A 22,028-nucleotide genomic window follows, 5' to 3' on the forward strand; every position below is an offset into this window, starting at 1 on the left:
AGGCCCCATCCCTGGGGCCTCAGCGCTTGACGGGCATCCATGCCCGTCACCTCCCTCCGCAAGCCCTTCGCTCGGCCTCCTGAAGTCGCAATCTGTGTCGCCTGGACTACCGCGCGCTTAGAAGCTAGAGCAAGAGCAAGAGCAAAAGCAAAAGCAAGAGCATCGCTGTCAGATGCTGCTTCAATCCTGCATCAATGCCCTGCCGACGCCGGCCCCGCCTTGGCGGTAAACGGTGGCTTGGCAAACCACACCAACAGGATCAACCCGGCAAACACCCAGGTCATCAAGGTGAAGTAGTCCACCGTCGACATCATGTAAGCCTGCCCGTTGAGTATCTGCTCCAGCTGCGCATAACTCTGCGGGCTGGCCCCGCCCAGCTGCTCAAGCGTATGCCGCGTCGCCGGGTCGAACTGGCTGATGTTCTCGCTCAGGTAGGCATGGTGCTGGTCCGCCCGCCGAATCCAGATCCACGTCGTCAACGAGGCCGCAAAACTCCCGCCCAACGTCCGCAGGAAGGTCGCCAACCCCGAACCGTCGGCAATCTGGTGCGGCGGCAGGTCGGACAACAGGATGCTCAGGGTCGGCATAAAGAACAGCGCCACACCAATCCCCATGAACAACTGCACCAACGCCACATGCTGGAAGTCCACCTCACTGGTGAACCCGGCCCGCATGTAGCAGCTGGTACCGATCGCCAGGAACGCCAGCCCCGCCAGCACCCGCAGGTCGAAACGGTGCGCATACTTGCCCACGAACGGCGACATGATCACCGGCAGCAAGCCGATCGGCGCGACCGCCAGGCCTGCCCAGGTCGCGGTGTACCCCATCTGCGTCTGCAACCATTGCGGCAGGATCAGGTTGATCCCGAAGAACCCCGCATAGCCCCCGACCAGCACAATGGTGCCAACGCGGAAGTTACGGTGCACGAACAGGCGCAGGTTGACCACCGGGTGGCGGTCGGTCAGCTCCCAGATCACGAACACCGCCAGGAACACCACCGAAATCAAGCTGCCAACAATGATGAACGACGACTCGAACCAGTCCAGGTCGTTGCCTTTGTCCAGTACCACCTGCAACGCACCCACGCCGACAATCAGCGTCAGCAGGCCGATGTAGTCCATTGGCTGGCGGCTGGTGACCACCGGCCGCGTGCGCATCTGCTGGCGCACCACGGCAGCGGCGAACAGGCCGATCGGTATGTTGATGAAGAAAATCCATGGCCAGCTGTAACTGTCAGTGATCCAGCCGCCGAGAATCGGCCCGGCAATCGGCGCCACCACCGTGACCATCGCCAGCAATGCCAGGGCCATCCCCCGTTTCGCCGGGGGGTAGACGGCAATCAGCAACGTCTGGGTCATTGGGTACAACGGCCCGGCAACCACACCTTGCAGCACACGAAAGCCGACCAGCTCCGGCATCGACTGGGCAATACCGCACAGGAACGATGCCAGCACGAACAGCAGCGTGGCCCAGATGAACAGCTTCACCTCACCAAAACGCCGGCTTAGCCAGCCGGTCAGCGGCAAAGCAATGGCGTTGCTCACTGCAAACGAAGTGATGACCCAGGTGCCCTGCTCGTAGCTCACCCCCAGGTTGCCGGAAATGGTCGGCAAGGCCACGTTGGCAATGGTGGTGTCGAGCACCTGCATGAATGTCGCCAGCGACAGGCCGATGGTAGTCAGCAGCAGGCTTGGCGGCGTGAACTGGGCAGCGGCGTTGTTGCTCATCGCTGCGCCGTCTTGCCAGGTGCGCTGTTTTCATGAATCAGCTGGGCAATCAGGTTGTCGGCCTCGACCAGTTGGCGGTCATACACCTGGGTGGTGTAGCTGGCTTTCTGCGGTGGCTGCTGGGCCAGCGTCGGGCCGCTCTGGTCGTGCAGGTCGACTTCCACCACGGTGGACAGGCCAATGCGCAGCGGGTGGTCCTTGAGTTGGTCGGGGCTCAGGTGAATACGCACCGGTACCCGCTGGACAATCTTGATCCAGTTGCCGGTGGCGTTCTGCGCCGGCAACAGGGCGAAGGCGCTGCCGGTGCCGGCGCCAAGGCTGTCGACCGTGCCGCTGTACTTGACCTCGCCGCCGTACAGGTCGGCGCTGATTTCAACCGGCTGGCCGATGCGCATGTCACGCAACTGGGTTTCCTTGAAGTTGGCGTCGATCCACACCTGGTCCAGCGGGATCACGGCCATGGTCGCGGTGCCTGGTTGCAGGCGCTGGCCCAGTTGCACGGTGCGCTTGGCAACGTAGCCGGTAACCGGCGCCACCAGCGTGGTGCGGGCGTGGTCGAGGTAGGCCTGACGCAGGTCGGCGGCAGCGGCCATGACCTCGGGGTGCGAGGACACCACGGTGTCGTCGACCAGCGCACTGCTGGTGCTGAGCTGCTGGCGCGCGCTGTTCACGGCAGCTTGAGCCACGCTCAGGTCATCGCGGGCATGGGACAGCTCTTCGGCGGCAATCGCGCCGCTGTCGGCCAGCACCTTGCGCCGGTTAAAGTCCTGCTGCGCCTTGCGCAGTTCGGCCTGACGGGTTTCCAGCTGGGCCTTGAGCGAATCGACGTTGCTGTATAGCCCACGCACCTGGCGCACGCTGCGCGCCAGCTTGGCTTCGGCGGACTGCAGGGCCACTTCGCTGTCGGCCGGGTCGAATTGCAGCAGCACCTGGCCGGCATGCACCAGGTCGCCGTCATCGGCGCCAATGCTGGTGACGGTGCCGGTGACCAGCGGGGTGATCTCCACCACGTTGCCGTTCACGTAGGCGTCGTCCGTGCTTTCGTGCCAGCGGCCGACCAGGCTGTACCAGGCCCAGGTGCCGATAGCGGCAAGGACCACCAGCAACAGCAGGCCTAGCAGCCAGGCCTTGCGCTTACGCGACGGCTCGGGTGCTGCGGTGGGAGTCGGGGTGTCTGCGGGAGTGGCCATGACAATACCTTGGATAATTCGTGACAGGGATCAACGGTCGCCGAAACGGCGGATCGTCAACGGGTCGCCAGCAGCGAGCAGGACCTTGGCCAGCAGGCCTTCCAAGGTTTCCAGCTCTTCTGGTGCCAGCACGCCGCACAATTCGTTCATGGCGGCGGCGCCGATTTCCGGCAGGCGGTCGGCCAGGCGCTGGCCGTCGGCGCTAAGCGCCAGGCGCACCTGGCGGCGGTCGTCGGCGCAGCGGTTGCGCACGATCAATTCCTTCTGCTCGAGGCGGTCGAGCATGCGGGTCATCGAGCCGCTGTCCAGGCCCAGGTAGCGGCACAGCTCGGCCGGTGTGTCCACCTGGTACTGGGTAACGATGATCAACACCTTGAACTGCGCGGCGGTGACGCCCTCTGACTCGAGGTGCCAGTCGAGAATGCGATCCTTCAGGATCGCCGCGCGGCCAAGCAGCATGCCGATGGCGCAGGTCTGGAAGTTTTCGGGGGAGAAGTGGGCCATCGGTGACTGCTCGGGAAATTGTGTAAAAATATTACTGCCTAGGCAGTGAATGTCAAAGCCTTGATTAGCTAGCTATGGAAAATTTCATCATTTGCTGCTTCTGGCGCTTTCGATGCAGGGCCCTTGCAGCCTTGCTGAAGCCATGAGCGGACGGCCGGAACGCTACCCCGCCACCCGCACCAACCCGAGGTCAATCCCCACATGCACCAGCTCGGCATGCGAGCTGACCTGCAGCTTGCTCTTGAGCAAGGTCAGGTGGTTGGACACGGTCTTGGCACTGATGCACAGCTGCTCGGCAATCACTCGCGCCGGGGTGCCCTTGGCCAGCATGGTGAAAATCTCCAGCTCACGCTGGGTCATGCGCTGCAGGCGCGGGTCGCTTTCGCCTTGGGGTGAAGTGCATGCCAGCTGCGTAGCCAATGGCTGCTCTATGTAGGCATGCCCGGCCAGCACGCGCTGCACCGCCTCGATCAGTACCTCGGGCGCCGAGTTCTTGGTCAGGTAGCCCGAAGCCCCTGCCTCCAGCGCCTGGCGCACCAGCGGCAGCTCGTCGTGCATGCTGAAGAACAACACCCGTAGTTGCGGCAGGCGCTGGCGCAGGCGGCGGGTGGTTTCCAGCCCGCTGATGCCCGGCAGGCCAAAGTCCATGATCACCAGGTTAGGCACCTGTTCCTGCACCCGGGCCAGCGCCTCTTCACCACTGGCGGCCTCGCGCACCTGCATTGTCGGCAACACCGCCCGCAACAGGCTGGCATAGCCCTGGCGCACCACGGCATGGTCATCGACCAATACGATATTCATCACAGCTCCTTGGGAATGTTCAGGGCCAGCGCCCAGCCGCCACCCGGGCGGCTGAGGATGCGCAAGTCACCGCCCAGGCTACGGGCGCGTTCGGCCATCGAGTGCAGGCCAACCCCGGGGCGCTGGGGTTGCTGCGCACCGCGGCCATTGTCACGCACCCACAGGCGCAAACCCTTGGCGCTACGCTGCAGGCGCACCCGCACCTGGCTGGCACCGGCATGCCGCGCGACGTTGGTCAGCGCCTCCTGCAGCAGCCGGTACAAATGCGTCCTGCTCGGCCCGGGCAGCGCTGGCAGATGCTCGCCCACCCGCAGGCGACAATCGATACCCTGGCTGGCCTGCCACTGGCTGACCAACACACCGAAGGCTTCGGCCAGCGACATGTGCTGCAGCGCTACCGGATACAAGTCATGCACCAGCGCTCGAAAGCCTTGCTGCAAACGCTCGCAGTTAAGCTCCAGCGCCTGCGCTGTCTGCTCGACCACCGCGGGCTGGTCGGCAGCCAAGCGCAGCAAGCAGCCCTGGGCGCGGATACCGGCCAGGTATTGCCCGAGATCGTCGTGCAGGGTCTGCGCCAGCCGGGTACGTTCCTGCTCCTGTACCGCCAGCAGGGCCTGGGTCAGTTGGGTATTGTCGGCACGGGCCTGCTCCAGGTTTGCGGCCATGCGGTTGAAGTGCTCCGCCAACTGGCGCGCTTCCGGCAGCCCGGCCTCGCGCAGGCGCGCCGTCAGTTGCCCGGCCGAAACCTGGCGCAATGCCCCCAACAGCTTATCCAGCAAACCCATGGCCCGGTGCACGGCCCAGCGAATGGTCACCAGGCTCAACAACAACGCCAGCCCGCACAGGCTCAGCAGTTGCTGCAACGAATCCCAGACTTCGTCGATTTCATCGCGCGCATCCACGGCTATCAGCACCCGGTGCCCATCATCCAGCTCCAGCAGCCGACTACTGCGGTGGCGTTCGCCGAACAGTTGGCGGCCCAGCCAGGCATCGATACCGGCTTGGCCTGACAACGGCGCTGCCTGCCCCGCTGCCAACCAGTGCACCCGCACATGGCGCAGGTTCTGCGTCAGGCTCGGTTGCAGGCTGGCCGGGTCGCGCGCGGTGCTGTCGGCAAGGTAGGTCACCACGGCTTCGGCAGACTGCAGCTCACGCTCGACGTCGGCCAGCGCCTGGTGCAGCAGCACCCCGGCACAGGCCACTGTCAGCAGGGCGAAGCAGCCAGTGACCCAAAGGTTGATGCGCCATAGCGCAGGCAGGTTGATGAGGCGCATGGCGGTTCTCTTCAGGGGCGCTGCGGTCCATCGTAAAACCGCAGCAGCCGCGCGAATTTACTACCTTGGTACCGCCCGAGCGGTACTTTCTGCATATTTCCTGTTGCCGACGCGCTTCCTATGCTGGCGCCATCTGCCGTGGAGTGTGATATGCGCCAGCCTGCCCACCTTGCCCTGACCTGCCTGCTGGCCTTGGCTGCGACGTTTGCGGCTGCTGTCGCACCCGCCGCACCAGGCCAGGCTGCTGAGCCGTTGCAAGTGCGCATTGGCTACCTGGGCTACCGCCCCGACCCTGGCCCGCTGCTGTCCACTGTCATCCCCGAACCCGACGATGCCGGGCTGCAAGGCGCCGAACTGGCAATTGTCGACAGCAACAGCACCGGGCGCTTTCTGAAGCAGCAGTACCAGCTGGCCAGTGCCAGCGTCGACAGCCCCGAGGCCTTGCTGCAGGCGGCCAAGGCCCAGCACGACCAGGGCCTGCGCCTGTTCGTGGTGAATGCCCCGGCCACCAGCCTGCGCGCGCTGTCTGCCGCGCTGCCCGATAGCCTGCTGTTCAATGCCGGCAGCCCCGACGACAGCCTGCGCAGCAACCAGTGCCTGGGCAATGTGCTGCACAGCCTGCCGGGCCGGGCCATGCTGGCCGATGCTTTGGTGCAGTTCCTGGTGCTGCGCAAATGGCAACGGGCCTTGCTGGTGGTCGGCCAGACCGAAGACGACCGGGCCTACGCCGCCGCCCTGCGCCGTTCGGCGAAGCGCTTTGGGGTACAACTGGTGGCGGAAAAAACCTGGACCTTCGACAACGACCAGCGCCGCAGCGCCCAGGCCGACATGCCGCTGTTCACGCAAACCGCCGAATACGACGTGGTGCTGGTGGCCGACGAGCGCGGCGACTTTGGCGAATACCTGCCCTACCAGACCTGGTACCCGCGCCCGGTGGCCGGCACCCAGGGGCTGACCCCCACTGGCTGGCACAAGACCGTGGAAACCTTTGGTGCGGCGCAGCTGCAAAAGCGCTTCGAAGCCCAGGCCGGGCGCTGGATGAACGACCGCGACTTTGCTGCCTGGATGGCCGTGCGCAGCGTCGCCAGTGCGGTCAGCAAGCTGCGCCAAGGCGAGCCGCGCGCGGTGCAGCAACTGTTGCTGAGCGAGCAGTTGCCGCTGGACGGTTTCAAGGGCCGCAAGCTCAGTTACCGGCCTTGGAACGGCGAACTGCGCCAACCGATCCCGCTGGTGCAACCGCGGGCCCTGGTCAGCACCTCGCCACAGGAAGGCTTCCTGCACCCCTTCAACGAAATGGACAGCCTGGGCTATGACAAGCCCGAAGTGACCTGCAGCTACCCCTGAGCCGACAATCACAACAACAAGGAATTCGCCATGCGCCGCCCCCTCTTCCCTCGGGCCCTGCTTTACCCCAGCCTGCTGACGGGCGCCCTGGCGCTGGCCAGCGGCCACGCCGTGGCCGCCACCGCCTGGGTGTCCAACGAAAAGGACAATAGCCTCAGCCTGATCGACATGCAGACCCTGCGGGTCACCGATACCCTGCCGGTGGGCCAACGCCCGCGCGGCCTGCTGCTGTCGCATGACAACAAGCTGCTGTACATCTGCGCCAGCGATTCCGACCGGGTACAGGTGATGGACGTGGCCACGCGCAAGATCATCAAGGAGCTGCCCTCCGGCAAAGACCCCGAGCAGTTCGCCCTGCACCCCAACGACCGCTGGCTGTACGTGTCCAACGAAGACGACGCGCTGGTGACGGTGATCGACACCGTGACCGACAAGGTGCTGGGGCAGATCGATGTCGGCATCGAGCCCGAAGGCATGGCGGTCAGCCCCGACGGCAAGTGGGCGGTCAACACCAGTGAAACCACCAACATGCTGCACTGGATCGACACCAGCACCCAGACCCTGGCCGACAGCACCCTGGTCGATCAGCGCCCGCGCTTTGTCGAGTTCAACCAGGACGGGACAAAACTGTGGGCCTCGGCGGAAATCGGCGGCACGGTGACCATCCTCGACGTGGCCACGCGCCAGGTGCTGAAAACCCTGAACTTCCAGATCAAGGGCGTGCACCCGGACAAGGTCCAGCCGGTGGGCATCAAGCTCAGCGCCGATGGCAAGTACGCCTTCGTCGCCCTCGGCCCGGCCAACCATGTAGCGGTGATTGATGCCAAAACCTTTGAGGTGCTTGACTACCTGTTGGTCGGGCGGCGGGTCTGGCAGCTGGCGTTCACCCCGGATCAGAGCCAGTTGCTGGCGACCAACGGGGTCAGCGGCGACGTGTCGGTGATTGACGCAAAAACCCTGAAAGTGCTCAAGTCGGTGAAGGTCGGGCGCTACCCTTGGGGTGTGGTGGTAACACCATGAACGCCCTCGAAGTCAGTGGCGTGAGCTTCGCCTATGGCCCGCGTGAAGCGCTCAAGCAGGTCGGTTTCAGCCTCGCGCCCGGGCGCTTCGCCGCGTTGCTGGGCCCCAATGGCGCCGGCAAGTCGACCTTGATCGCTCTGCTTACCCGCCTGTACGACGTGCAGCAGGGCGATATCCGCGTGTGCGGCGGCTCGCTGCGCGACGCCCCGCGCACAGCCCTGCGCCAGCTGGGCGTGGTGTTTCAGCAAAGCACCCTGGACCTGGACCTGAGCGTCGAGCAGAACCTGCGCTACCACGCCGCGCTGCATGGTTTGTCGCGGCGCCAGAGCAGCCAGCGGGTCGAGGCCGAACTGGCTCGCCAGGGCCTGGGCGAACGCCGCCATGATCGCGTGCGCGAGCTGAACCTCGGCCATCGCCGCCGGGTGGAAATTGCCCGCGCGCTGCTGCACGAACCGCGCCTGCTGTTGCTCGACGAAGCCAGCGTCGGCCTCGACCCGGCCAGCCGCCTGGCACTCAACCAGCACCTGCGGCGGCTGTGCCGCGAGCAGCAGCTAAGCGTGCTGTGGGCCACCCACCTGCTGGACGAAGTACAACCCAGCGACGACCTGCTGATCCTCTATCAGGGTCGCCTGGTGGCCAGCGGCACCGCCGATGCGCTGAGCCTGGAGCACGGCGGCGACCTCGACAGCGCCTTTGCCCGCCTGACCAGCGCGCCCACAGGAGCCCATGCCCGATGAACGCTTACTGGCAATGTTTCAACGGCATCATGCTGCGCGAATGGCTGCGCTTCGTGTTGCAACGCACGCGCCTGCTCAGTGCTTTGGTACGCCCGCTGCTGTGGTTGCTGGTGTTCGCCGCCGGCTTTCGCGCAGCGCTGGGCATCGCGATCATCGAACCCTACACCACCTACATCCCCTACGAGGTGTACATCATCCCCGGCCTGGCCTGCATGATCCTGCTGTTCAACGGCATGCAGGGGTCGTTGTCGATGGTTTATGACCGCGAGATGGGTAGCATGCGCGTGCTGCTGACCAGCCCTTTACCGCGACCGTTCCTGCTGGGTAGCAAGCTGCTGGCGACCTCGCTGATTTCACTGCTGCAGGTGTATGCCTTCCTGGCCATCGCCTGGGTGTACGGCGTGCAGCCACCGGCTGCGGGGTTGCTGCTGGCACTGCCGGCGTTGCTGCTGGTGGCCTTCATGCTCAGCGCCCTGGGCTTGTTGCTGTCGAATGCCATCCGCCAGTTGGAGAACTTTGCCGGGGTAATGAATTTCGTGATTTTCCCGCTGTTTTTCCTGTCTTCGGCGCTGTACCCGCTGTGGAAGATGCGCGAAGCCAGCGAATGGTTGTACGGGTTGTGTGCGGTGAACCCGTTTACCCATGCCGTGGAATTGGTGCGGTTTGCGTTGTATGAACGGCTGAACCTGCTGGCACTGGCGGTTTGCCTGGGGTTGACTGCGCTGTTCACGCTGCTGGCGATCCTTACCTTCAACCCCCAGCATGCAGCGCTGCGAAAGCCGCGCTGACTAATAGAAGCGATCCTGCAAATGCGATCCCTGTAGGAGCGGCCTTGTGTCGCGATCGGGCTGCAAAGCAGCCCCAAAAATTTCAGCTTCGACGCCTGAATTGCTGGGGCTGCTTCGCAGCCCGATCGCGACACAAGGCCGCTCCTACAGGGGCCCGCGTCAAGGCTGATGCAGTGTTTACCCTCTCTACTACTTTAGTACCGCATTTACTGTCTATCGTCGCATTCACAAAGCACCGCCACTGGCATGTAATGGGCCTATAACAAAAAGGAAAAACCCCATGCCACGTGCCCTGCCCCGGCTGCCACGCCTTTTGCTGGCGGCACTTTCGTTGAGCCTGTCGCTGGGCATTGCCCACGCCGACAGCACGCCGCTGTTCTCTGCCGAAGGCTATCGCACCAGCCTCTACCGCAGCCCGACCCCGCAGCAGGTCGAGGGCGGCCAGGTCATTGACACCACCGCTCTGCAACGTCTGTTGGGCCAGAACCCCAGGCCGGTGCTGATCGACGTCTACCGCCGCCAGTGGCTGCAAGGCCGTTTCATCGAAGACGCCCCCCACGCCAACCTCCCCGGCAGCCTGTGGCTGGCCAACACCGGCGACGGCGAACTGAACCCGGCTTGGCAGGCGTACTTCGTGCATAACCTGGCAAAAGCCACGGCCGGGCACCCGGAGCAACCCGTGGTGTTCTACTGCCGCTCTGATTGCTGGCTGAGCTGGAACGCGGTAAAACGCGCTAAAGCCCTTGGCTATAACAACCTGTACTGGTACCGCGACGGCCTGGACGCCTGGCAGCAGGCCAACCTGCCGCTGCAGCCGGCGCAACCGGTGCCCTTCCCCTGACATGCTTGCCTGCGTCTGCGTGCCCTGCTCCATCCAATAAAAACAAGGTGAAAAGGCCATGTACAAAATTCTGATTGCCGACGATCACCCCCTGTTTCGCGAAGCCATCCATAACGTCATCAGCGATGGTTTCCCGGGCAGCGAGGTCATGGAAACCGCCGACCTGGACAGCGCCCTGGCCCTGACCCAGGCGCATGAAGACCTGGACCTGATCCTGCTCGACCTGAACATGCCCGGCATGCATGGCCTCAATGGCCTGATCACCCTGCGTAACGAAGCGCCGACTACGCCGGTGGTGATCGTTTCGGCCGAGCAGGAAAAGCAGATCGTGCTGCAGGCCATCACCTACGGCGCCGTAGGCTTTATCACCAAGTCATCGCCACGTTCGCAAATGATTGAAGCGATTGAGCAGATCCTCAACGGCAATGTCTACCTGCCACCCGACATCATTCGCGCCCAGAAAAGCAGCACCAGCAGGCGCCATAACGATGCCCCGAGCTTCCCGCCGGAAATGCTCCAGGCCCTCACCCGCAAGCAGCTGCTGGTGCTTGAGCGCATGACCAAGGGCGAATCGAACAAGCAGATCGCCTACACGCTGGATATCGCCGAAACCACGGTCAAGGCGCATGTTTCGGCGATATTGCGCAAGCTCAATGTGCACAACCGGGTGCAGGCGATTCTCAGTGCTGGGGATATCGATTTCGCTGATTACCTGCGGCGTTGACCTGTTCCGGCCGATTCGCGGGTAAACCCGCTCCTACAACGATCGCAGTCCCTTGTAGGAGCGGGTTTACCCGCGAATAGGCCGGCAGCTACGAAATGCTGCTGCCCAGCAAATGGCTCATCGCTGTCTTCAACTTCAACGGCCGCACCGGCTTGTGCATCAAGGTATGGCCCAACTCGCGAATCTGCAGCTTGAGCTCGTTGCTGTAGTTGGCAGTAATCATCAATGCGGGCAGTGGTTGGGTGCGCCGGGCATTGATCCGCGCCACGGCGTCGACACCATTGCAGTCATTGTCCAGGTGGTAATCGGCAATCAGCAGGTCGGCTTCGGCGTGGTAGTTGTCCACCTGGCGCGCCAGGTCTTCCTCCGACAACGCGGTAATCACCTTGCAACCCCAGCCCTCAAGCAGGGTGCGCATGCCGGCACAAATGGCCGCGTCATTATCCAGCACCCACACCCGCGCCCCGCGCAGGCGCTCGAACATCGGTTCGCAAAGCACCTGGCTCGGCTGGGCCTTGGGTGCTGTGGCGCTCAACGGCACCTCGATGGCAAATACCGAACCCTTGCCCAGCCAGGAGCGAACACGAATCCGGTGGCCAAGAATGCCGGCGATCTTCTCGACGATCGCCAGGCCCAGGCCCAACCCGCGGTCCTGGTCCGGGCGCTGCACGTCACCGCGCTTGAACTCCAGGAACATCTCGTCCAGGTGCTCTTCGGCAATGCCGATGCCGCTGTCCCACACTTCAATCCGCAGGCCGCCTCGCAGGCGCCGGCAACCCAGCACCACACGCCCGCTGCGGGTGTAGCGGATAGCATTGCTGAGCAGGTTGCGCAGGATCCGCGCCAGCAACTGGATATCACTGCGCACCACGGCAGAGCACCCCACGAAGTGCAGTGCCAAGCCCTCGCTGCGCGCCACCTGGGCATATTCGGCGGCCAGGTTGTCCATCAGCTCGCTGAGGGCGAACGGGGCGATATCGGCCTTGATCACCCCGGCATCGAGTTTGGAAATGTCCACCAATGTGCCCAGCAGGTTTTCCACATCTTCCAGCGAGTTGCTGACATTGCGCACCAGGTGGGCACTGGCGTGCGGCTCGCGGTTTTCAAGCAAGGCACTGGTAAACAGCCGCGCCGCGTTCAACGGTTGCAGCAGGTCGTGGCTGACCGCCGCGAGAAACTTGGTTTTGGAGAGGTTGGCCTGTTCGGCTTCGCGCTTGGCCTCGCGCAAGCGCGATTCAGCCCGGCTGCGCTCTTCGATTTCGCGCAACAACTGGTCGTTGAGGCTGGTCAGTTCGGCGGTGCGCTCACGCACGCGTTGCTCCAGGTGCTGATAGGCCTGGTGCAGCGCCTGCGCGGTATTGCGCCGTTCGGTAATGTCGCGGATCAGCACGAAGATGCCCACCACCTCGCCGCTGGCCAGGCGGTTGGGCACATAGGAGCGCAACATGTAACGCTCTTGGCCATTGATGTTGGTTTCGGCGAACTCGAAGGTGACGCTCTCACCCGCCAGCGCCCGCGCCACATAGGCCTCCAGGCGCTGGTAATGCTGCTCGCTGTGCGCCTCGCGCAGGCTCTGGCCCAGCATGACGCCGCGTGGCCAGCAGTACCACTCCTCATAGACCTTGTTGGTGAACTCGTAGACCAGGTCGGCGTTCAGGTAGGCGATCAGTGCCGGGACATTGTCGGTGATCAGGCGAATCTGGTGCTGGTGGGCGGTCTCGGCCCGCTGCCGGGCTTCACTGAGCAGGTGGTTGACCGCCTTGAGTTCGGCCATCGCCTGGCTCAGGGCATCGGTGCGTTCGCGCACCTGTTCGGCCAGCACCACCGAATGCTGGAAGGCGGCATAAGGGTCGTTGCCACGGGTTACCCCTGACTCGATGCGTTCGATCAACGCCCCATTGATGCGCTGCAACTTGTGGTTCTGCAGCTGCAGCCGGGTCACCTCGGCCTGCAGTTCAGCGACCGACAGGAGGCCGGTTGCGGGCAATGGCGACGCCGGTGAAGGTCTGGTTGATGTGCATGCCATTGAACTGTTCTCCGTAGGTGTTGAAGCCGATCACCCGTTGCTCACGCAAGAACGCGCCGACTGGCTCCAGGTCGTGCCGGCCCTCCAGCTCCAGGCGCCGCAGGAAGCAGTCACAGCCGATGGTCAGCAGCAGCGGCCCGAGGCGCTGATGCAAGCCGTCGAACAGCTGGTGCAGGTTAGGCAGCAGCGGGCCGGGGGTCATCGCCGTGAGCACGATGCCGTTCTCCACGGCGCAGTAGAAGCTCAGGCTCAGGTCGGCGTGCATTTGCTGGATCGCCCGCACGTAGTACTGGTCGTGAATGCGCACGGCCAGCGGGTGGGCGGCAAACACCCTGTGGTCGAGGGCCGCCACCGGCACACCGATATGGCGGGCGTATTCTTCGGCCGCGGGTTCGGCATTCAGCTCGAAAACCCGGCGCTGGGCACTGTCGGCACCGGTCACCACCAGCTTTTCCTGGCGCGGCTGGATGTGATGGGTGGTGAACACCTCGAAGTCGAGCCAGGTGTTGACCAGCACCACCACGGCGGCACCGTTGTGAAACGCGCCGCCGTAATACACGTGGGTGCGGTTGAGGTAGTTGTCGTCACCGGCCGAACCGCCAAAATGAGGGATGTCGCCCAAGGCAGCGCTGAGCGCAGCAAGGACCATTTCCTCGCGGCTGGACAGGCCATCCAGCAGGGTCAGGGCAAAGCTGTGGCCCTTGATCGGCGCCAGGGAATTGCTGCGGCAGGTGCCGACCAGGCGCTCGACCATTTGTTGAGCATCGATCAGGCTGAAGTGCTCCATTTCATCGATCAGCCCGGTGGCGATGGAAAATTGCCGGTGATCGAAGCCCACCGCTGTCACGCAGTTGCGGCCGTAGCCCTGCGGGGTGATTTCGCCGGCGCTGGTGCAACCGACCAGCCGGATACCGCCAAAGCACTGCTCCAGCGCTTCGGCCAGCTGTTGCAGGTTGTATTCGGCAGAACAGAAGAACAGCACCAGGCCCAAGTGCGGGTGCAACAGCTGCCGCGCCAGCTCCTGGGCAGCCAGCGTGGCATCGGTGGCCTGGGACATGGCGCTGACCACACCGTCGTAATGAGCCTGTTGCATCGTGGTCTCCGGCGCGGGGTGGCTGAGGGGTCAGTGTACGAAGGGGGGTACGGGGGACGAATGCTACTTGGGTAGTGGGTGGGGGGTTCCATGGAAGTAATGTTGTCACCTGTAATTACCGGGGCCGCTGCGCGGCCCTTCGCGACGCAAGGCCGCTCCCACAATGTCCTGCGCACGCCCTCACATGTGGGAGCGGCCTTGCGTCGCGAAAGGGCTGCACAGCAGCCCCGGGGATTTACCAGGTCAACACCGCCCCCACTGCCAAGGTATCGGTATCTTCGTTCTGCGCACTGCCTTCATGCCCGTCGATGGAAAACTGGTTGTACTCGGCCACCAGCTTGAGGTTGTCGTTGACGTCATGGAACAACGCCACGCCACGTGTCTCATAGTCGGCACCGCTGCCTACCGCGCCGTTGCCATCGTCCTTGGTCTTGCCGTACGACAGCGCCACGCGGTTCTTGCCAAACTTGTACGAGCCTTGCAGCAGGTAGCCGTCACTGTCCACATTGCGCAGCACTGGCTCACCGGCGTTGTTGGTGAAGAACGGGTTGATACCCTTGGCCTGGAACCCCGAGCCGGTCAGCGACCAGCCGCCCATCTTCGCTTGCACTCCATAGCCCACGCCCTTGGACGTGACGGTCTCCACCGACGAGTCGGTGTTGTCGGAGCTCTGGTAGCTGCCGTTGACCCAGCTGTAGATCTGCGCCCCGCCGAGGTCGAACTGGTAGGTGATCTCGCTCTCGGTGCGCGGGTTTTCCTGGTAGGCCTTGCCGGTCGGGCTGCTGTCGTTGGTGTCCACCGGGTCCATGATGCCTACCGCCACCCGCAAGCCGTCCATTACTGGCGTGCGGTAGGTGATCTGCGAAGTAGGAAACGGGTACGGGTAGCCGCTGCCGATATTGCCGAACGACACCCCGCCGCCATCCACCAGGCCCAGGGTGTCACTGACCTGGCCGTAACCGGCCAGCAACTCGTCGAGCAGGATGTTGGAGCGGGCGAACAGGCCGAAGTCTTTACCGATCAGCACTTCGCCCCACTCAGGGTTGGCCACCGTGCCATAGAACTGGCGCACGTCGATTGCGGTGTCGGTGCCGTTGGTTTCGCTGTCGTTGATGGTGACCCAGAACGAGGCACGCGCGCCGAGCTTCAGGTCGTCCACCTGCTTGCCCATGTTGAAGCCGATGTAGTTGGGCAGGAAGCCCATCTTCACCCGCGACTGGCGGCGGTCGAATTGCTCGCCTTCGCGGTCGACCTTGCTGTTGACGTAGAAGGCGTTGATGTAGCCGTCAGTGGAAAACGTCGTCTGCTCCTTGTCGTACAGCATGATCTCGGCTTCGGCAACGCTGCTCAGGCCCAGGGCAGAAAGGCTGGCGATGGCGGCGGCGAGGAAACGAGGCGGCAGGTGCTTATTGTTGTTGTGCATGGCGCGCTCCAAACGGGGGACGGGATGTCGGAGGCGATTATCAGAAGTGGGCTGATAGCCAGGAACGCTGCTTTGGCGTGAGCTGACGGGTGCTTTGGGGCGGAGGGTGTGGTGCGGTGATTTGGTCCCGGGACCTGTTTGGGACTGGGTGCAAGACTTCAGGTGTAGACATGAGTAGCAGACGGGTATCAGTACCGCTGTATGAACGGCTTGAGACGGTCACTTGAAAGAACGGGTATGTCGAGGCTGCACGGTGGATGGCACCGGCGTTGCCGGTGTTCGCGGCTAAAGCCGCTCCCACAGGTGCCGTGCAATGCATCGATAATGTGCAAAACCTGTGGGAGCGGGTTTACCCGCGAAGAATGCTACACGGTAGCTGGCATAGCGACCGATCAGGAAGCCAGCGCCTGCGAACGCTGGCAAGCGGGCATTTCATAGCGGTGCGGTTGCTGCCAGGCCAGGCGGGCCTGTACATCGACCGCCGCAGCCTTCACCTTCTGTGCCCAGTGCTCATCCTTCGGGCACACCACCACCACGCGGAAACCGTGGTCGACGCCTTCCAGGCGTACGCCTTCGGAATCGTCCACATGAAGATCGATATCGAACGCCGATGGCAGCTTGGACGGCGAATTTTCCAGCCCGTTCTGGGCCAGGATGTGCTGGTGCCGGTCACTGTTGACCACACCGTCGACATGAATGCCATAGAGCATCAGCCAGCGGCGGATGTAGGCCGGGGTACGCCCCGACGAGGTGTAGATCCAGATGCTGCAACCCTGGCGGCGCAGGTCGCGGATCAGTTCACGCGTGCCGCTGCGCAGGGGCTCGCCCAGCCAGCGATGGACAAAGCCCGGCAACTTGCTGTCTTCGGCCGCAGCGTGTTCGGGCTGGCAGACCAGCGTGTCGTCGATATCGAACGAAATGCGTACCTGGCCGCGCATGAGCTTGCGCTCGATGGCCTGCCGCCCGCGCTCCAGCAGGGATACCTGTTGCATCAGCGGCCCCCCTCACAGGCAGGCACGTGCGTGCCGCGCAGGAAGAACTTGCCGGGCTCAGGCGCCTTCGCTTCAAGGAAAGCGGCGTACTTTTTCTTGATCTTGGGTAATTCGTACAATGCCTTGACACCGTGTTTAGCGGAGTTGCGTATGACCGAGGACGGGTTGAAGTAACCCTCGGCGTTGTCCAGCGACAGCACGAATGGCGGCAGCCCGGCACGCATCAGCAAGTAGCTGACAATGAGCGAACCCGTGCGGTTGTTGCCTTCGATGAACAGCTGCGGCTTGCTGAGAATACGTACATAAACACCGGCCGCCCGCTTCCAGATCGAGTCACTGCCATACGAGCAGTACCAGTTGTACAAATCCTTGATGCCACCTTCCACGTTGTTGAAAAAGTGCGCCTCGGTTGCGGCAAGGTGCGGGGCGAACTCCAGGCGCCGGGCCGGGTCGCTGCCGCACAGCACGGTGGCGTTGATTTCCAGCATCAGGTTCAGCTGTTGCAGGTCGAACAGGTCGATACCGCGAGCGACATAATCGTCAATCAGGGCATAGCCTTCAACTACATTCAGCAGCACCTCGTCGGTAAACGGGTCGCGCGGTTCGGTGAAGTGCTGGCTCAGTTCGGCAAAGCGGCTCTGCACCTCGCGCAGTGCGCGCTCTACCGCTGAAAGATCTAGACGACGCGTCGCTCGCATTGGAAATCCCGGGTAACACTTTAACGGAAGGTAACGCGGCCGGGTGTTGCAACCTCCCTGGTTGCAACACCCGGCCACCTTGGCTCGGCGTGGCTCAGCTGAACTTGCCGCTGATGTAGTCACTGGTCAGCTGTTCGCGCGGGTTCTGGAAGATCTGCGCGGTCGGGCCCATCTCGACCAGGTAGCCGGTGCGGCTACCCTGGGAAATATCTACCGAGAAAAACGCCGTGGTGTCGGCCACACGGATCGCCTGCTGCATGTTGTGAGTCACCAGGGCGATGGTGTAGTCCTTCTTCAGCTCGACCATCAGCTCTTCCACCCGACGGGTGGCAATCGGGTCGAGTGCCGAGCACGGCTCGTCCAGCAGCAGCACTTCTGGCTCGGTGGCGATGGCACGGGCAATGCACAGGCGCTGCTGCTGGCCGCCGGACAACGACAGGCCACTGACCTTGAGCTTGTCCTTCACTTCGTCCCACAGCGCAGCGCCTTGCAGGGCGTGCTTCACGCGGTCGCCCAGGTCGCCCTTGTAGCGGTTCAGGCGCAGGCCGAAGGCTACGTTGTCGAAGATGCTCATCGAGAACGGGTTGGGCTGCTGGAACACCATGCCGATGTAGCGGCGCACCACAACCGGGTCGACACCCTTGCCGTAGACGTCCTGGCCAAGGAAATGCACGTGGCCTTCGAAACGGAAGCCCTTCACCAGGTCGTTCATGCGGTTGAGGCTTCGCAGCACGGTACTCTTGCCGCAGCCGGACGGGCCGATGAAGCCGGTGATCTCGTTCTTGCGAATTGGCACGTGGCTGTCACGCACCGCCATGAAGTTGCCGTAGAAGATCTTGTCCAGCTTGCAGTCCATGACGATCGGGGTTGCTTCACTGACCATGGGAGCGGCTCTTTGCGCAGTGGATACGTTCAAGTTGGATGCTCCCTTTCTCAATACTTGGGTTTGCCGAATACACGGCTAAGGATGTTGATGACCAGCACGATCATGACCAGTACCAGCGAGGCCGCCCAGGCGAGCTCCAGCTGGTTGTCGAACGGCATGCCGGAGAAGTTGTAGATCAGTACGGCAAGCGAGGCAGTAGGGTTCATTACCGCCAACTCGCCGCTGTGGTAGATCCAGTAGTTGCTGAACAGCGCGGTGAACAGCAGCGGCGCGGTTTCGCCGGCGGCACGGGCCACGGCCAGCATTACGCCAGTGAGGATGGCCGGCAGGCCGGTGGGCAGGACGATCTTCCAGATCACCTGCGCACGGGTGCAGCCCATGCCATAAGCGGCGTCCTTCATGATCTTGGGCACCATCTTCATCGACTCTTCGGCGGTCAGCACCACGATCGGCAGCATCAGCACGGCCAGGGCCACACCACCGGCCGGGGCCGAGTAGGTACCGGTGGTCATTACCACCAGGGCGTAGGCGAATACACCTGCCAGAATCGACGGCAGGCCGGTGAGCATCTTGGCGGCAAAGCGCGCAGTGTTGGCCAGCTTGCTCTCGGGGCCCAACTCGGCGAGGAACACGGCGGCAAGGATGCCAACCGGTACTGCGATGGCGGCGGCGATGCCGACCATGACGAAGGTACCGGCCATGGCGTTACCAAAACCACCGCCCATCTCGAAGCCGGTGGGTGGCAGCTCGGTGAACACTTCCAGGTTGAGCCGTGCACCACCGCGGGTAATCAGCATGTACAACACGGAAATCAGCGGCACGCTGGCCACCAGGGCTGCGAACCAGGCCAGGCTGGTCAGGATCAGGCTGCGCAGGGCACGGCCTTCCAGCTTGCGCTGCAGGCTGGGCAACGCGGCCACAGGGGTCGTCAGGTCAGTCATTATTTGTTACCCCGCTGGGCGTAGAGCATGATCATCGAGCCAAGCACGTTCACCAGCAGGGTGATGAACATCAGCACCAGGGCTGCATACATCAGCACTTCAATCTCGTTCGGGCCGGCTTCCGGGAAGTTCAGCGCCAGCAGCGCCGCCAGGGTGTTGGCCGGGGCGAACAGGGAAAGCGACAGCGTGTTGGCGTTGCCGACCAGCATGGCCAGCGCCATGGTCTCGCCGAGTGCGCGCCCCAGGCCCAGCACCAGCGAACCGAAGATGCCGGTAGCGGCGGATGGCACCATTACCTTGAGGATGGCTTCCCAATGGGTGGTGCCCATGCCGTAGGCAGCCTGCTTGGTTTTCATCGGCACGCTGGTCAGCGCGTCCTGGGACACCGCTGCAATGGTCGGCAGGATCATGATCGCCAGGACCAGTGCCGCTGGCAGCAGGCCAGGCCCGCTGAGGGAGGTGCCGAAAAACGGGATCCAGCCCAGCTCGCTGTTCAGCCAGGTGGTCAGCGGGCGAATAGCGGGGATGACCACATAGATGCCCCACAGGCCGTAGACCACGCTGGGGATGGCGGCGAGCAGCTCGACGATGGTGCGAAACACCGCGGCAAGCCTGGCCGGAAGGAAATCCTGGGTGAGGAAAATGGCCATGCTGACGCCGAAGAAACCGGCGATCAACAGTGCGATGAAGGCACTGTAAAGTGTGCCCCAGATCGCTGGCAGAATACCGTACTTGCCTTGGTTGACATCCCAGACGGTGCCGAACAGCACGTCGAAGCCGTGCTTTTCAATGCCGGGCAGTGCCTTGCGGCCCACTTCGTAAACCAGCGCGAAGACCAGCGCCAGCACCAGCACCACACCAATACGTGCAAGCGCACGGAAGGTGCGATCGACCAGGAAGTCTTTCGTAGACGGTGGCTGGCACGCGGAGTCGGGGTTATCCGGTATGGCAAAAGGTGTGTTCATGGGCAAGTTCCGGGACTGGGGACAAACACCCCCGGCATGGCTTCATGTCGATGCCGGGAGCGCCTGGGTTTTACTGGATGTTGGCAGACGCTTTACGCACCTGGTCGACAACCGACGGTGGCAGCGGGATGTAACCCATCGAGTCGGCGATCTTCTGGCCTTCGGTCAGGCCGTACTCGACCATTTCACGCATGGCCTTGGCTTTTTCCGGGTTGCCGTTGTCCTTGCGGAAGATCATCCAGGTGTAGGAAGTGATCGGGTAGGACTTGGCGCCTTCCGGGTCCGGCAGGGTGGCGATCAGGTTTTCAGGCATTTTCACCGCAGCCAGCGCTTCGGCACCGCTCTCGGCGTTTGGCACGACGTATTGGCCAGCCTTGTTTTCCAGCTGGGCGAAGTCGACCTTGGCCAGCTTGGCGAAGCCGTATTCGATGTAGCCGATGGCGCCTGGGGTCTGACGAACGGTGGCGGTTACGCCGTCGTTCTTCGGCGACTTGATGAACTTGTCAGTGGCCGGCCAGTTGACGGTGTTGCCTTCACCCAGCTCTTTCTTGAAATCGGCGTTGATGGCCGACAGGTGCTTGGTGTACACGGCGTTGGTACCGCTGGAGTCGGCACGCACGACCACGGTGATCGGCAGGTCAGGCAGCTTCAGCTCCGGGTTGGCAGCGACGATCTTCGGGTCGTTCCACTTGGTGATCTTGCCCAGGAAGATGTTGGAGTACACATCGCGAGGCAGCTTCAGGCCTTTCGGGTTGCCTGGCAGGTTGTAGGCCAGGACGATTTCGCCGGCGGTCATTGGCAGCAACTGCACGCCCTCGCCTACCTTGGCAATGTCTGCATCGCTCATGCCCGAGTCGCTGGCGGCGAAGTCGACAGTCTTGTTCAGGAAGTCCTGAACGCCTGCGCCGCTACCCTTGGACTGGTAGTCAACGGTGACGCCATCAGTCTTCTTGCTGAAGTCCTTGAACCAGGTCAGGTAGATGGGTGCAGGGAAGCTCGCGCCGGAACCGGTCAGGCGAATGTTTTCTGCGGCAACGGCTGCACCAGTGGCGCAAAGGGAGACGGCAACAGCGAGTGCAGCAGACTTCATCAGGCGTATCATCTAAAAGCGCTCCGTGTGATGGCCGGCACACTTTGCATCAGCTGTGTTACAGCTTTGTGACTGTTGAAAGGCAGGCCGCGTGATAGAGCTTTTTGTACGGTGGCGACTGCAGCGGTAAACGGCCAGGGATATTGCCCAGCAGGCCCGGCCTCTTCGCGGGTGAACCCGCTCCTACAACGGCCTGTGCCGAACCACCGATCTCACCGATCTATATGCATCACCGACCCATGTAGGAGCGGGTTCACCCGCGAATACGGTAGCGACTGTAGCGGTAAACGGCCAGGGATAATGGCCAGCAGGCCCGGCCTCTTCGCGGGTGAACCCGCTCCTACAACGGCCTGTGCCGAACCACCGATCTATAGGCATCACCGACCCATGTAGGAGCGGGTTCACCCGCGAATACGGTGGCGACTGCAGCGGTAAACGGCCAGGGATATTCCAGCAGGCCCGGCCAACCGAAGTCCAGGTACCGCTCGTCCATTGTCCGGCACTCTTCTGCCGCGCAGGGTTTCAACCGCTCAGGCAAACAGCGGGAGTAAAGACCATGCCACGCGGCGATAAAGACAAATACACCGACAAGCAAAAGCGCAAAGCCGAGCACATCGAGGAAGGCTACGAGCACAAGGGCTTGTCGAAAGATGAGGCTGAAGCCCGTGCCTGGGCCACTGTCAACAAGCAATCCGGGGGCGGCGAGAAGAAAGGCGGCTCGGGAAAAAGCACGCCGCCGAACGAGAAGAAGGCCGCCCGCGCCGATTCGGCCAAGCGGGCAGCCAAGTCACGCCAGGGCCATTCGCGTACCTCGGGCAGTTCACTGGAAACCCAGAGCAAACAAAGCCTGATGAAAGAAGCGCGCAGCAAAGATATCAAGGGCCGCTCCACCATGACCAAGGCCGAATTGGTAGAAGCGTTGCGCAAACACGGTTGAGCAACCGCACCCGGGCTGAACAATTGC

Annotated in this window: 21 protein-coding genes; 7 read left to right on the plus strand and 14 right to left on the minus strand. The window is 63.0% G+C overall.

Features of this window, described 5'->3' with window-relative positions:
- Positions 1-191: 191 nt before the first annotated feature.
- From ACIP02_RS25930 to ACIP02_RS25950, 5 genes are all read right to left on the minus strand, one after another.
- Positions 192-1,727, minus strand: a complete 1,536-nt coding sequence (locus ACIP02_RS25930) for a DHA2 family efflux MFS transporter permease subunit (protein ID WP_400622471.1) — start codon at positions 1,725-1,727, stop codon at positions 192-194.
- A complete protein-coding gene (locus ACIP02_RS25935; RefSeq protein ID WP_400622473.1) occupies positions 1,724-2,917 on the minus strand; it encodes an efflux RND transporter periplasmic adaptor subunit in 1,194 nt (397 codons plus the stop codon). Before ACIP02_RS25935 ends, ACIP02_RS25930 begins: the two co-directional genes overlap by 4 nt.
- 30 nt (positions 2,918-2,947) lie before the next feature.
- Complete coding sequence (locus ACIP02_RS25940) at positions 2,948-3,421, minus strand: MarR family winged helix-turn-helix transcriptional regulator (RefSeq protein WP_400622475.1); 474 nt, start codon at positions 3,419-3,421, stop codon at positions 2,948-2,950.
- Between the two features lie 162 nt (positions 3,422-3,583).
- Complete coding sequence (locus tag ACIP02_RS25945; RefSeq protein ID WP_400622477.1) at positions 3,584-4,222, minus strand: response regulator; 639 nt, start codon at positions 4,220-4,222, stop codon at positions 3,584-3,586.
- Complete coding sequence (locus tag ACIP02_RS25950) at positions 4,222-5,496, minus strand: histidine kinase (RefSeq protein ID WP_400622479.1); 1,275 nt, start codon at positions 5,494-5,496, stop codon at positions 4,222-4,224. Before ACIP02_RS25950 ends, ACIP02_RS25945 begins: the two co-directional genes overlap by 1 nt.
- A 150-nt stretch (positions 5,497-5,646) precedes the next feature.
- Here ACIP02_RS25950 and ACIP02_RS25955 point away from each other — a divergent pair, with 150 nt between their 5' ends.
- From ACIP02_RS25955 to ACIP02_RS25980, 6 genes are all read left to right on the plus strand, one after another.
- A complete protein-coding gene (locus ACIP02_RS25955; RefSeq protein WP_400622480.1) occupies positions 5,647-6,840 on the plus strand; it encodes an ABC transporter substrate-binding protein in 1,194 nt (397 codons plus the stop codon).
- Between the two features lie 30 nt (positions 6,841-6,870).
- Entirely contained in the window at positions 6,871-7,860 is a 990-nt protein-coding gene (locus ACIP02_RS25960; protein WP_400622482.1) for a YVTN family beta-propeller repeat protein, read from the plus strand.
- The gene (locus ACIP02_RS25965; protein ID WP_400622484.1) at positions 7,857-8,597 is read left to right on the plus strand and encodes an ABC transporter ATP-binding protein; all 741 of its coding nucleotides are present in this window, start codon (positions 7,857-7,859) and stop codon (positions 8,595-8,597) included. The genes ACIP02_RS25960 and ACIP02_RS25965 overlap by 4 nt, the downstream gene beginning before the upstream one ends.
- Positions 8,594-9,385 (plus strand): ABC transporter permease, encoded by a 792-nt coding sequence (locus ACIP02_RS25970; protein WP_400622485.1) that lies wholly within the window; start codon positions 8,594-8,596, stop codon positions 9,383-9,385. The genes ACIP02_RS25965 and ACIP02_RS25970 overlap by 4 nt, the downstream gene beginning before the upstream one ends.
- Before the next feature lie 280 nt (positions 9,386-9,665).
- Positions 9,666-10,226, plus strand: a complete 561-nt coding sequence (locus ACIP02_RS25975) for a PQQ-dependent catabolism-associated CXXCW motif protein (RefSeq protein ID WP_400622487.1) — start codon at positions 9,666-9,668, stop codon at positions 10,224-10,226.
- Positions 10,227-10,284: 58 nt separating this feature from the next.
- Positions 10,285-10,950, plus strand: a complete 666-nt coding sequence (locus ACIP02_RS25980) for a response regulator (protein ID WP_400622489.1) — start codon at positions 10,285-10,287, stop codon at positions 10,948-10,950.
- An 88-nt stretch (positions 10,951-11,038) separates the two neighbouring features.
- Here ACIP02_RS25980 and ACIP02_RS25985 read toward each other — a convergent pair whose 3' ends face one another.
- The 9 genes from ACIP02_RS25985 to pstS form a co-directional block, all read right to left on the minus strand.
- On the minus strand, positions 11,039-12,937 hold the full coding sequence (locus ACIP02_RS25985) for a NahK/ErcS family hybrid sensor histidine kinase/response regulator (RefSeq protein WP_400622491.1): 1,899 nt from the start codon (positions 12,935-12,937) through the stop codon (positions 11,039-11,041).
- A complete protein-coding gene (nosP, locus tag ACIP02_RS25990; RefSeq protein ID WP_400622493.1) occupies positions 12,906-14,069 on the minus strand; it encodes a nitric oxide-sensing protein NosP in 1,164 nt (387 codons plus the stop codon). The genes ACIP02_RS25985 and nosP overlap by 32 nt, the downstream gene beginning before the upstream one ends.
- Positions 14,070-14,304: 235 nt before the next feature.
- Positions 14,305-15,492: a porin gene (locus ACIP02_RS25995; RefSeq protein ID WP_400622495.1), complete on the minus strand. Its 1,188-nt coding sequence runs from the start codon at positions 15,490-15,492 to the stop codon at positions 14,305-14,307.
- 392 nt (positions 15,493-15,884) lie between these two features.
- Positions 15,885-16,484, minus strand: a complete 600-nt coding sequence (locus ACIP02_RS26000) for a hypothetical protein (protein WP_400622497.1) — start codon at positions 16,482-16,484, stop codon at positions 15,885-15,887.
- A complete protein-coding gene (locus ACIP02_RS26005) occupies positions 16,484-17,182 on the minus strand; it encodes a hypothetical protein (RefSeq protein WP_400622499.1) in 699 nt (232 codons plus the stop codon). Before ACIP02_RS26005 ends, ACIP02_RS26000 begins: the two co-directional genes overlap by 1 nt.
- A gap of 94 nt (positions 17,183-17,276) precedes the next feature.
- Positions 17,277-18,065: a phosphate ABC transporter ATP-binding protein PstB gene (gene pstB / locus ACIP02_RS26010; RefSeq protein ID WP_016500238.1), complete on the minus strand. Its 789-nt coding sequence runs from the start codon at positions 18,063-18,065 to the stop codon at positions 17,277-17,279.
- Between the two features lie 50 nt (positions 18,066-18,115).
- Positions 18,116-19,009, minus strand: a complete 894-nt coding sequence (pstA, locus tag ACIP02_RS26015) for a phosphate ABC transporter permease PstA (protein ID WP_400622502.1) — start codon at positions 19,007-19,009, stop codon at positions 18,116-18,118.
- Positions 19,009-19,974: a phosphate ABC transporter permease subunit PstC gene (gene pstC / locus ACIP02_RS26020; protein WP_201207020.1), complete on the minus strand. Its 966-nt coding sequence runs from the start codon at positions 19,972-19,974 to the stop codon at positions 19,009-19,011. Before pstC ends, pstA begins: the two co-directional genes overlap by 1 nt.
- A gap of 70 nt (positions 19,975-20,044) precedes the next feature.
- Entirely contained in the window at positions 20,045-21,076 is a 1,032-nt protein-coding gene (gene pstS / locus ACIP02_RS26025; protein WP_400622504.1) for a phosphate ABC transporter substrate-binding protein PstS, read from the minus strand.
- Positions 21,077-21,620: 544 nt separating this feature from the next.
- Here pstS and ACIP02_RS26030 point away from each other — a divergent pair.
- Positions 21,621-22,001 carry a termination factor Rho gene (locus ACIP02_RS26030; RefSeq protein WP_400622506.1) on the plus strand — a complete coding sequence of 127 codons (381 nt, stop codon included), beginning with the start codon at positions 21,621-21,623 and terminating at the stop codon, positions 21,999-22,001.
- Positions 22,002-22,028: the final 27 nt, after the last annotated feature.

This window comes from Pseudomonas sp. NPDC089408 (assembly GCF_044749445.1).
Classification (GTDB): Bacteria; Pseudomonadota; Gammaproteobacteria; order Pseudomonadales; family Pseudomonadaceae; genus Aquipseudomonas.